The following is an 8,801-nucleotide window of genomic DNA, read 5'->3' on the forward strand; positions in this document are numbered from 1 at the left end:
TTGAAAAGCCGGGTAGGCGGCGAGCAGTTTCCCGCCTTCCGCGGTGAGGCGGTATCCGGTTCCGTCCTGCTCGATGATCCAGGCGGCGCGCAGCTCGGCGAGGCGCTGGTTGAGGACGGAGGAGGACATGCCGTCGCAGCGGGATTGGAGGTCGCGGAAGGTCAGCGGGCCGTCGCGGAGCTCCCAGATGATGCGCAGCGCCCAGCGGCGGCCGAGCAGGTCGAGCAGCGCCATGATCGGCTTGCCGGTTCGGGAGCCGCGGACCGGGCGGCCGGGACGGGGGATGCCGGCGATCGGGTCCTCCTTGCGCTTCTGTTTTCGAAGCGATAGCGTCGGCGCTTCGTTTACCGAAGCAGAAGGGTAGCCCATGGCCGCTCCCCGCATCCCGCCCCTGGAACCGCCGTACGAACCGCACATCAGGACGGTGCTGGAGAAATGGATGCCGCCGAACACGGCGGTCGAGCCGCTGGCGTTGTTCCGCACGTTCGGCGTGCACGACGCGCTGTTCTCGCGGATGTTGCCGCTGGGCGCCGGCATCCTGGGGCACGGCCGGGTCGAGCCCCGGCTGCGCGAGGTGATGATCCACCGCACCTGCGCGCTCTGCGGGGCCGAGTACGAGTGGGGCGTCCACGCCGTCACGTTCGGCACGCCGCTGGGCCTGACCGACGCGCAACTCCGCTCGACCGTCCACGGCAGCGCCGGCGACCCCGCCTGGACGGAGCCGGAGGCGCTCGTGTTCCGCCTGGCCGACTCCCTGCACGCCACCGGCGGGATCGACGACGGCCTGTTCGCGGCGCTCTCCGCACACTTCGCGCCCGACCAGATCCTCGAGCTGGTGATCACCGCGGGCTGGTACCGCACCATCTCCTACGTGATCAACGTCGCGGGCGTGCCCCTGGAGCCCTGGGCCGCGCGCTTTCCACCGCCGTGATCAGGCGTCGACCACGACCACCTCGTACGTGGGGCTCGTCCCGGTGTCGAGGTGGGAGTTCACCACGGCGAGCCGGTTGCCGAACTTGGCCGCGGCCAACGGCGCCGCGAAGTTCGGGTCGGTGATCTCCCCGTCCGGCCACCCCCGGCTCAGGTCGTCGCTCAACCGCCACCGGGTGATCCGGTTGTTGAAGTGCACCGCCCAGAGCCGCCGGCCCTCGAGCACGAGGCCGTCGGCACCGGCCACGTCAACCTTGTCGACCACCGCGCTTTCCCCGGTGACCGGGTTGATCGTGCACAGCTGTCCGGTAACGGGTGCGACGAGCAGCGTGCGCCCGGACGGGGTGGACGTGATGTCGTTGATGAAGAAGTCGCCGAGCGGGCCCGCCGCCGGTCCACTCAGCTCCAGCGTGCGCACCGGCCCCGGAACGCCATGGATGACCGGCACGAAGTACAGCCTCGGCTGCAGCGAATCGGTGAACCAGGCCCCGTCCGGGGTCAGTGTCACGTCGTTGATGAGCGAGGTCCGCGGGTTGCCGAGGTCGTAGCTGGCGACCAGGGCCCGCGTGCGGGTGCTGTAGACGTACGCCTTGCCCTGCCCACCGGCGAACACCGGTCCACCGGCGACGAACAGCAGACCATGGCGCGCATCCAGGTCCATCCCGACGGTCTGGAAGCCGGCCGGCACGTCGATGAACAACTCCGCCGTGCCCCGCCGGACGTCGCCGCGGTAGATGTCGCCCCCCAACACGTCCGCGGCGTAGAACGTGCCGCCCCCGGCGGCCGTGATCGCCTCGGCCGACGTGGCCCCCGGAAGCACGATCACCCGGGTCGGTGCCGCGGCCGCCGGCGCGACCAGGCCCAACCCGAGGCTCAGCACCACCACCGGCACCGCAAAGATCTTTCGCATCGGAGCTCCTCCCAGTTCGATCAGCCTCCGCGTGTGCCATCGTGCCGCAGCGGTCAACCCCGGGACGCCGCGATGCGGTGTCCGAAACGTGATCAACCCGCTCCGGCCGCAGCTGGTTTCGCTTTCGCAAAGAAAAGAGAAGGGGCGTTGTGGTATTTGGCGTACGCCGGGGTGCTCTTTTCAGGTGAAGGCACCAGTGGGGGGCAAGTGCCTTGTCCGGCATTTGTCCGGAAGGCGGTCAAGGGGGAGCACAGTGAAGAAACATGGGGTGGAGAGCTTCTTCGTCATGGGCGAAGGAGTCCTCGAGTTCGACCAGGACGGCAACCCGACGACGCGTCAGCCGCTGCTGTTCGCCTTCGAGGGCAAGTCCGACCCGCTCAACCCGCTCGGGGACTGAGCACGATTCCAGGGGGAGAAATGTCAATCCATCAACTGTCCAAAGTGGAGACCGTCAGACCGGAAACCTTGTGGACCAACGCCGAGCGGCTGCTGGCGCGGGTGGCCCTGCCCGCCCTGCGGATCTCGCTCGGCCTGGTGTTCGGGTGGTTCGGCGCGCTCAAGGTGGTCGGTGACTCACCCGTCGCCGGCCTCGTGCACGCCACCCTGCCCTGGTTCGACCAGGGCGTCCTGCTGCCGGTCCTGGGCTGGATCGAGATCGTTCTCGGCCTGGCCCTGCTCGCCGGCCGGCCGCGGCGGGTGGCACTCGTCGCCGTCGCCGCGCACCTGGCCGGCACGTTCCTGGTGTTCATCCAGGCGCCCTCCCAGGTGATGAGCGCGGGCAACCCCTTGCTCCTCACCGGAAACGGCGAGTTCGTCCTGAAGAACATCGTGCTCATCTGCGCGGCGCTGGTCCTGCTCAGCCAGACCAGACGCCGGCAGCAGGCCACCGAGACACCTTGACCGACGGCCCCGTCCGGCCTGTCACCGATCGGACACCACGTGCGGGGACGAGCCTGACGTCACGACCCGAGGAACTTCAGCGCTTCGCCGACGAATTCCGCGTGGTACTGGAAGATGCCGCCGTGCCCGCATCGGGGTAGAGCTTGAGCCGGGCGTTCGGCAGGCGTCGGGCCAGGTCGGCGGAATTGCCGCTCGGCACCATCCGGTCCTGGTCGCCGTTGGCGACCAGGACGGGATGGCGGATGACGGTCAGGTCGGCAGGCCGCTGACGTCCCCAGGTGTGGACGGCCTTGAGCTGGTTGCGGAATGCCGTGACGGAGATCGACTTGTCGCGGCTTTCCCAATTCAGCCAGATCAACTGCCGGCGGCACTCGGCCTTTTCGTACCGCGCTCCGGTGGTCGCGCCGACGGGCCTGGTGGCGGAGGTGGGCCCGCGGCGGGCGGCGGATCACGTGGCGGGCCCCACAATGAGGTCACGCCGCCAAAACCATCGTCGCGCGAAGAAAAGACCAACCGTGACCGAATCGTAATATCAAGGTTCGTCATGATCCGTTGAATCGGTGGCGCCCTCTCATCATTCCTCAGCGAAACGGCAACTCGCAGAAGATTAACCCGTTGCTTGCTGGTCTGGTGCTCGTTTCTTGTGATGTGAGTGCGACAGAAGCGCTGGCGGCGAAGTTCGCGGCCATCTTTCCGCATCTGGACGAGCGGCAGCGGCGCCTGCTGATGGGTGCGGAAGCGCGGGCGATAGGTCGCGGTGGGATCAGGCTGGTCGCTCGCGCCGCCGGCGTTCGGGAGGCCACCGTCTCCCTGGGCGCGAGTGAACTTGACTCGGGTGAGGCTCCGCTGGGGCGCGTGCGCCGGCCGGGCGGCGGCCGTAAGCGCGTCATCGACCTCAATCCCGAACTGCGAACGGTGCTGCTTGCGCTGATCAAGCCCGACATGCGCGACGATCCCAGGTCGCCGATGCGCTGGACCACCAAGTCCACGCACGACCTGGCCGGGGAGCTGACCCGCCAAGGTCATCGCGTATCCGCGGACACGGTCGGTGACCTGCTGCGCAAGGAGGGCTTCAACTTGAAAGCCAATGCGAAGACCATCGAGGGCAGGCATCACCCGGACCGGGATGGTCAGTTCCGCTACATCAACGAGCAGGCCAAAGCCCACTTCGCGGGTGACGATCCGGTGATCGGCGTTGACACCACGAAGAAGGAGCTGGTCGGCGCGGACAACGAAACCGGGACGGCGTTGAGCCATGCGTCCACCGAGAAGGCCGGCTGGGTCGACGTCGGCACGGACCAGCACACCGCACGCTTGGCGGTCGAGTCCATCCGCCGCTGGTGGAACGACGTTGGGGCCACCGCGCACCCCGCGGCGAACCGGCTACTGATCACCACCCACGCTGGCGACTCCACCAGCCACCACACTCACGCCTGGAAGACCGAGCTGGCTGCCTTCGCCGACGAGACCGGTATGACCATCACGGTGTGCCACCTCCCGCCTGGTACGTCCAAATGGAACAAGATCGAGCACCGGCTGTTCTCCCACATCAGAATGAGCTGGCTCGGCAGGCGGCTGACCTGCCACGAAGTCAATGTCGACAGTGTCGCGGCGACCATCGCCAGCACCGGGCCCACCGTCCATACCGGACTTGACACCGCCGACCACGGCATGGGGAGCGTGCCCAGCGACACCCAGCCGACCCACTTGGCGATCGCCGGCCACGACTGGCACGGGGATTGGAACTACTCTGTGTACCCCTCGTAATCAAACCAGCGAGTTAATCCTCTGCGATCCCTGACGGAGCGTCGGCGGAGTTACTATAACGTGTCCATTTGTGTCGGCCCGGACCCCGCCGTGATCGTGAGTGAAGTTCCCGGTATCGGCGGCCGTTGGCCACTTGGATGTCACGTAATTGTCCAGGCCACGTTGCGATCCGCTGCTCGCACGCGGTCATTCACAAGCGATTGACAACAAGCCACCGCGTTGGGACCGAGGCGGGGCCACAGAGGGACGACATGACTGCTCTGGCATTGCCACCGGATACCGTCGCGCCGACAGCTCCCACGGTCCGCGACGCCGAAGCGGGCGCACCGCCGCTGGGAAGCCCACCCGGGCGGCCGGTCCCGCGTCTCGTCCTCGGCGACGGCAGCCGCCTGTTCGTCGACGCGTTGTCGCTGGCGCTGGCCAGCCACGGCCGTCAGGTCGCGGCCGTCGCCACCACGCGCCGCGCGGTGCTCCGTGCGGTGCTGATCAACCAGCCGCAGATCTGCATGCTCGACGTGCTGCTCGCCGACGGCGACGCGATTGACGTGATCGATCGCATCCATGAGCGCCTGCCGCAGGTCAAGGTTCTCGTCCTGGCAACGGATACCGGACCTGGCGTGGTCGCCGCCGCGATCGAGGCCGGAGCGGTCGGCTACCTCAGCAAACGGCACGGCATCGTGGTGATCGACGATGCCCTGGACCGGGCGACCCGCGGCGAGTTCGTCATCGACCCGGATCTGGCGCAGGAGACGCTGCGGCATCTGCGTGACCACCGGGAAGTGGAGAGGAACCAACCGATGCGATGGCTGACCAAGCGTGAACGCGAGGTCCTCCGCCGGTTGACCGAAGGTGACGGCACGGCCGAAATCGCCCACCGACTCGGCATGACCACGAACACCGCACGCACCCACGTACAGAACATGCTCGACAAGCTCGGAGTCCACTCCCGGCTCGAGGCCGTGGCGTTGGCCAACCGGGTGGGGCTGGACGACCCGATCGCCGCCGGGACACGGAGAACCGGCCATCACCGCTGAATCGGACTACGACGAAAGACGTAGGCCGGCTCAACATCACGTCGGTTGTCCCGGGCGGTCGGCACCTGACAGCGTTGTCTCCGGCGCGGTCCCCGCACCGCCGAACCCAGACGCCGCCGCGCACGCGGAAAGGAGCGTCGTGGACGCGAGGTCGTATCTCCGGTTGCTGCGCCGGCGCCGGCTGATCATCCTGCTGTTCGTGGTGCTGGGCACGTTCGGCGGAGCCGCCATGGCGCAGGCGGTGCCACCGAGCTTCGCGGCGAGCACACAGATCTACATCTCGGCAGCGGATCCCGGAGCGGACTTCGGCCAGGCCTACCAGGGTTCACTCCTCTCCCAGCAGCGCGCGAAGTCCTACGTCGGCATCGTCACCGGAAACCACGTGCTCGGCATCGTCATCGACGACCTGCGGCTGCCCTACACCGTGGCCTTTCTGCAGACCGAGGTCACCGCCGTCAACCCGGCCGACACGGCGATCATCGACATCACCGTGCAGGATCGGTCCGCACAGCGGGCCAAGGACATCGCCGACCATCTCGGACCGGTGCTCGCGACGTTCGTCACCGCTCTCGAGACACCGGATCAGACGTCGGCCACGACTCCCCGGGGCCAGTTCCCTGTGGTCCGGGTCAGCGAGCCGGCCAAGCTCGAGGCGCGACAGGTGTCCCGGTCGTTGTCCTTCGACGTCGTACTCGGTCTGGTGATCGGGCTGACCATTGGGCTCGGCCTGGCGGTCGTTCGGGAGATCACCGATCGCCGCGTGCACGACGCGGAGGACATCGTGCGAATGTCCGGGCTCGGCGTCCTTGCCGTACTGCCCGCGGAACAGCCCGACCGCACAACGGCGGTCGTCGAGGCCTACCGGCGGCTCGCGATCAACGCCGAACTGGTCGACGCGCCGTTACGCTCCCTGCTCGTCACGGCTCCGACCTCCGAAGCCGGCGTGAGCGCCGTGGCCGAGGGCCTCGCGGCCGCCCTGGGCGACGCCGGCGAACGGGTGATCCTGGTCGATGCGAGCCCGGGACCGCCACGCCCGGCCAGGTCTGCCGAGGCGTCACGCAAGCCCGGGCTGATGGACGTGCTCGAAGGGCGGGTGCCACTCGACCTCGCGCTGCACCGGCGCGGAGAGCTGCCGATGGCCGTGCTCGGGTACGGCATCGCATACCCGTCAGAGATACTGCGCAAGAATAGCTTGACCGCGTTGCTCGACCTGCTGAGCCAGCGGGCCGACGTGGTGATCTTCGCCGGGCCGCCGCTGCTGACCCGGTCCGACGCGGTCGTGCTGGCCAGGGTGGCGGGCCGGACGCTGCTCGTGGCCGACGCGAAGATCACCCGCGGCGACGAGCTGGCCGAGTCCGCCCGGTACCTCACGACGACAGGTGTCACCGTCCTCGGCGCGGTCCTCAGGGAGGCGGCATCCTGGCGCGGCCGGCGGGTCAGCACGGCCGCGACCGGTCGGCCGGTCGGTCCGGATCACGATCACGGCGAGACGGAGGAGATTCCGGCGCGCTACCGGACAGTCGACCCGACCACCTCAATGCCGTAACGGTGGACCCACTCCGGCAGGTCCTCGGTGCCGACCGCCTGCCACAGCGCCGTGGTCTTCTCCCGGTCCAGAATCACGACGTCCTGGCCGTCTATCCGGTCGAACCGCGCCACCGGGGCGCTCACTAACGTCACGTTCGACACGCTCAGCTGCCGGAGTCCGAACGCCAGATCCCGCAGTCCGGAGTTGGACAGCCGGTCGTCCACACTGATCGCGCTGGTGATCGCGTCGAGCAACCTGTTCAGCCGCGCGGGCTCGGTCAGGGTCAGACTGTCGACAACCTTGGCCATGAGCGCGCGCAGAAAGTTCTGCTGCCGCGCGATCCGGTCCAGGTCACCGCGCGGCAGGCCCTCCCGTTGCCGGACATAGGACAGCGCCTGCACACCGTCCATCGTGTACCTGCCGGCCTTCCAGGTTCGCCGCTGCGCCGGGTCGTACGAGTCGGCGGGGATCGTGATGTCGACGCCGCCCACACTGTCGGTGAGCGCGATGAACCCGTCCCAGTCGATCACGGCGAAGTGGTCGACGCGGAGCTGGGTCAGCGTCTCCACGGTGTCGATCAGCAGCGGCGGCCCGCCCCAGGAGTACGCGGCGTTGATCTTCGCTGAGCCGCGGCCGGGGATCGGTACCCAGCTGTCCCTTGGCAGCGCGACGAGGTAGCCGACGCGACGGTCGGCCGACAGGTGCAGCATCATCAGCGAATCGGTCCGCTGGGCGCCCGGCGACCAAGGCGGCGCCCTGCCCTCGGTTCCCGTTGTCGGCAGGTCGGAACGGGAGTCCACGCCGGCCAGCAGGATGTTCATCGAGGCCGCCGTTTCGGCCGGCCTGGGCGGCCGCTCCGAATCGGGTTTGTCCGGGAACGCGCCGGGGATCCTGGTCACCTGGCCGCCGTAGTGACTCGTCGACCACCACAGGCCGCCGCCGCCGATGGTGAGCACCGCGAGCAGCAGCGCCACGGCCGCCACCAGCAGCCGGCGGCCCCACCGTGGGCGAGGCTTCCCTTTCTTCGCAACGGTTCCGCTGCCGCGGCCGGGCTCGGTCTCCATCAGAAGTCGTCCGGGTAGGGTGCCGCCTGGATGGGCAGCAGGGTTGGTATGGCGATCGCCGGGAAGGTGGGCAACAACCGGGCGAGCCGGCGCCGCACCCCGGCGTCGTCGTTGTGTTCGGCCGCGGCATAGAGCGGGGCCAGCCGCCGCCGCAGGCCGCGCCTGCGCCACCTGGGCTGGACCGCCTTCGGGGTGGTGAGGAAGATCCGTTCGTGTGCCGTGCACACACATTTCTCCTGCTCGGAGAACAACGTCTCGCTCAGCTTCTCACCCGAGCGCAGGCCGGTGAACCGGATCCGCGGGCTCGCCACGTTCACCTGCGCGGCGAACTTGTGGACCAGGTCGACGATCCGCACCGGCTCGCCCATGTCCAGCACGAACACCTCTCCCCCGTGCGCCATTCTGGCTGCCTCCAGCACCAGTCCCACGGCTTCCTCGATGGTCATGAAGTACCGGGCGATGTCCGGGTGTGTGATCGTCACCGGCGAGCCGGAGCGCAACTGCTCGGCGAGTACCGACAGCAGTGAACCGCGGCTGCCGAGCACGTTGCCGAACCGGACCGCGGAGAACACCGTCGGTCCGCCGGTGTTCACCCCAACAATCAGTTCGGCCAGCCTCTTGGTCGCGCCGAGCACCGAGATCGGATCCGCAACCTTGTCCGAGGAGAT

The 8,801-nt window shown here is 68.4% G+C and carries 10 protein-coding genes and 1 pseudogene; 6 read left to right on the forward strand and 5 right to left on the reverse strand.

Features of this window, described 5'->3' with window-relative positions:
* A partial coding sequence (locus VGR06_RS08225; RefSeq protein WP_327558374.1) for a helix-turn-helix domain-containing protein occupies nucleotides 1-369 on the reverse strand: 369 nt, incomplete at its 3' end.
* Here VGR06_RS08225 and VGR06_RS08230 point away from each other — a divergent pair.
* Nucleotides 368-931 (forward strand): carboxymuconolactone decarboxylase family protein, encoded by a 564-nt coding sequence (locus VGR06_RS08230; RefSeq protein WP_327558375.1) that lies wholly within the window; start codon nucleotides 368-370, stop codon nucleotides 929-931. The genes VGR06_RS08225 and VGR06_RS08230 overlap by 2 nt on opposite strands.
* On the opposite strand, the gene VGR06_RS08235 is transcribed toward VGR06_RS08230, so the two are convergent.
* Nucleotides 932-1,840, reverse strand: a complete 909-nt coding sequence (locus VGR06_RS08235) for a hypothetical protein (RefSeq protein WP_327558376.1) — start codon at nucleotides 1,838-1,840, stop codon at nucleotides 932-934.
* A gap of 253 nt (nucleotides 1,841-2,093) precedes the next feature.
* Here VGR06_RS08235 and VGR06_RS08240 point away from each other — a divergent pair, with 253 nt between their 5' ends.
* Together VGR06_RS08240 and VGR06_RS08245 are read left to right on the forward strand one after the other, a co-directional pair.
* Complete coding sequence (locus VGR06_RS08240; protein ID WP_327558377.1) at nucleotides 2,094-2,237, forward strand: hypothetical protein; 144 nt, start codon at nucleotides 2,094-2,096, stop codon at nucleotides 2,235-2,237.
* Between the two features lie 20 nt (nucleotides 2,238-2,257).
* Nucleotides 2,258-2,740: a DUF417 family protein gene (locus VGR06_RS08245; RefSeq protein WP_327558378.1), complete on the forward strand. Its 483-nt coding sequence runs from the start codon at nucleotides 2,258-2,260 to the stop codon at nucleotides 2,738-2,740.
* A 76-nt stretch (nucleotides 2,741-2,816) separates the two neighbouring features.
* On the opposite strand, the gene VGR06_RS08250 is transcribed toward VGR06_RS08245, so the two are convergent.
* Nucleotides 2,817-3,098 (reverse strand): alpha/beta fold hydrolase, encoded by a 282-nt coding sequence (locus tag VGR06_RS08250; RefSeq protein ID WP_327558379.1) that lies wholly within the window; start codon nucleotides 3,096-3,098, stop codon nucleotides 2,817-2,819.
* A gap of 290 nt (nucleotides 3,099-3,388) precedes the next feature.
* Here VGR06_RS08250 and VGR06_RS08255 point away from each other — a divergent pair.
* From VGR06_RS08255 to VGR06_RS08265, 3 genes and pseudogenes are all read left to right on the forward strand, one after another.
* Nucleotides 3,389-4,501 (forward strand): annotated as a pseudogene (locus VGR06_RS08255) (ISAzo13 family transposase); the annotation flags it as partial.
* A 131-nt stretch (nucleotides 4,502-4,632) separates the two neighbouring features.
* Complete coding sequence (locus VGR06_RS08260) at nucleotides 4,633-5,541, forward strand: response regulator transcription factor (protein ID WP_327558380.1); 909 nt, start codon at nucleotides 4,633-4,635, stop codon at nucleotides 5,539-5,541.
* A gap of 139 nt (nucleotides 5,542-5,680) precedes the next feature.
* Nucleotides 5,681-7,087: a Wzz/FepE/Etk N-terminal domain-containing protein gene (locus VGR06_RS08265; RefSeq protein ID WP_327558381.1), complete on the forward strand. Its 1,407-nt coding sequence runs from the start codon at nucleotides 5,681-5,683 to the stop codon at nucleotides 7,085-7,087.
* Here VGR06_RS08265 and VGR06_RS08270 read toward each other — a convergent pair.
* Nucleotides 7,051-8,133 carry an LCP family protein gene (locus tag VGR06_RS08270; RefSeq protein WP_327558382.1) on the reverse strand — a complete coding sequence of 361 codons (1,083 nt, stop codon included), beginning with the start codon at nucleotides 8,131-8,133 and terminating at the stop codon, nucleotides 7,051-7,053. The two genes, VGR06_RS08265 and VGR06_RS08270, sit on opposite strands and share 37 nt — an antisense overlap.
* On the reverse strand, nucleotides 8,133-8,801 hold a 669-nt coding region (locus VGR06_RS08275; protein ID WP_327558383.1), incomplete at its 5' end, for a polysaccharide biosynthesis protein. The genes VGR06_RS08275 and VGR06_RS08270, both read right to left, overlap by 1 nt.

The organism is Actinophytocola sp. (assembly GCF_036002505.1).
Classification (GTDB): domain Bacteria; phylum Actinomycetota; class Actinomycetes; order Mycobacteriales; family Pseudonocardiaceae; genus DASYTH01.

Coding starts and splice junctions, on each gene's coding strand:
- VGR06_RS08270 (WP_327558382.1), bottom strand. CDS start 8,133: ATGGAGACCGAGCCCGGCCGCGGCAGCGGAACCGTTGCGAAGAAAGGG.
- VGR06_RS08235 (WP_327558376.1), bottom strand. CDS start 1,840: ATGCGAAAGATCTTTGCGGTGCCGGTGGTGGTGCTGAGCCTCGGGTTG.
- VGR06_RS08230 (WP_327558375.1), top strand. CDS start 368: ATGGCCGCTCCCCGCATCCCGCCCCTGGAACCGCCGTACGAACCGCAC.
- VGR06_RS08245 (WP_327558378.1), top strand. CDS start 2,258: ATGTCAATCCATCAACTGTCCAAAGTGGAGACCGTCAGACCGGAAACC.